Source organism: Staphylococcus argensis, from assembly GCF_002902305.1.
GTDB lineage: Bacteria > Bacillota > Bacilli > Staphylococcales > Staphylococcaceae > Staphylococcus > Staphylococcus argensis.
The window spans coordinates 161,826-163,410 of record NZ_PPPX01000016.1 but is presented as its reverse complement, the minus strand read 5'-3'; the positions used below and the strand labels follow the sequence as shown (position 1 = coordinate 163,410).

Sequence of the window (1,585 nt, the reverse complement as noted above, 5' to 3'; positions counted from 1 at the left end):
AAACTACAGCATCGACTTACCGAAAGATCTTCAAGGTGGCGAAGAAATTACAGTAACTGCCAAAGATAAAGACGGTAATGTTTCTGGCGAAACTAAGAAAACAGTAACTGACGCCACAGCACCAGAGAAACCGTCGGTTAAAGGCGTAAATAGTACTGATAAAGAAGTTACAGGTACGGCAGAACCAAGTTCAACAGTCACAGTGACATTCCCTGATGGTACAACATCAACAGGAACAGCTGACAATAATGGTAATTACACTGTCGAAATTCCTGATGATGTCGACTTACAAGGTGGCGAAGAGCTCGAAGTCACTGCGACAGATAAAGCAGGTAACACATCTGATAAAGCGACAACAACAGTGGCAGATAAGACAGCACCAGACGCGCCAACGGCGAACGATGTTAATAGTGAAGATGACACTATTAAAGGTAAAGCTGAACCAGGCTCTGAGGTAACAGTTGATATCCCTGGTCACGATCCAATTAGGGGTACTGCGGATCAAGACGGAAACTACAGCATCGACTTACCGAAAGATCTTCAAGGTGGCGAAGAAATTACAGTCACAGCCAAAGATAAAGACGGCAATGTATCAGGTAAAACTAAGAAAACAGTAACTGATGCGACAGCACCAGACAAACCATCAGTTAAAGGTGTAAATAGCACAGATAAAGAAGTGACTGGCACAGCAGAACCAGGTTCAACAGTCACAGTGGCATTCCCTGATGGTACAACATCAACAGGAACAGCGGACGATAATGGTAATTATACTGTTGAAATTCCAAACAAAGTTAAGCTAAAAGGCGGCGAAGAACTCGAAGTAACTGCGACAGATAAAGCGGGCAACACATCTGATAAAGCAACAACAACAGTAGCAGATAAGACAGCACCAGACGCGCCAACGGCTGACGATGTGAATAGTGAAGATGACGCTATCAAAGGTAAAGCAGAGCCAGGATCAGAAGTAACAGTTAATATTCCAGGCCATGACCCACTTACAGGAACAGCTGACAATGAAGGTAATTACAGTATCGACTTACCGAAAGACCTCCAAGGTGGCGAAGAAATCACAGTCACAGCCAAAGATAAAGATGGCAATGTTTCTGGAGAAACTAAGAAAACAGTAACTGACGCGACAGCACCAAACAAACCATCAGTTGAAGGCGTAAACAGTACAGATAAAGAAATTACAGGCACTGCTGAACCAGGTTCAACAGTAACAGTGACGTTCCCAGACGGCACAACTTCAACAGGAACAGCGGATGATAATGGTAACTACACTGTTAATATCCCTGACGATGTCAAATTACAAGGCGGCGAAGAACTCGGAGTCACTGCGACAGATAAAGCTGGCAACACATCTGATAAAGCGACAACAACTGTAGCTGACAAGACAGCACCAGATGCACCAACTGCAGATGACGTTACAAGTGAAGATAAAGCTATCAAAGGTAAAGCAGAGCCAGGCTCTGAGGTAACAGTTAATATTCCTGGACACGATCCAATTAAAGGAACTGCGGATCAAGACGGAAACTACAGTATTGATTTACCTAAAGACCTCCAAGGTGGCGAAGAAATCACAGTT

1 protein-coding gene is annotated in these 1,585 nt (G+C 43.9%); it reads left to right on the top strand.

Features of this window, described 5'->3' with window-relative positions:
• A partial coding sequence (locus tag CD039_RS09675) for an Ig-like domain-containing protein (RefSeq protein WP_240595135.1) occupies window positions 1-1,585 on the top strand: 1,585 nt, incomplete at both ends.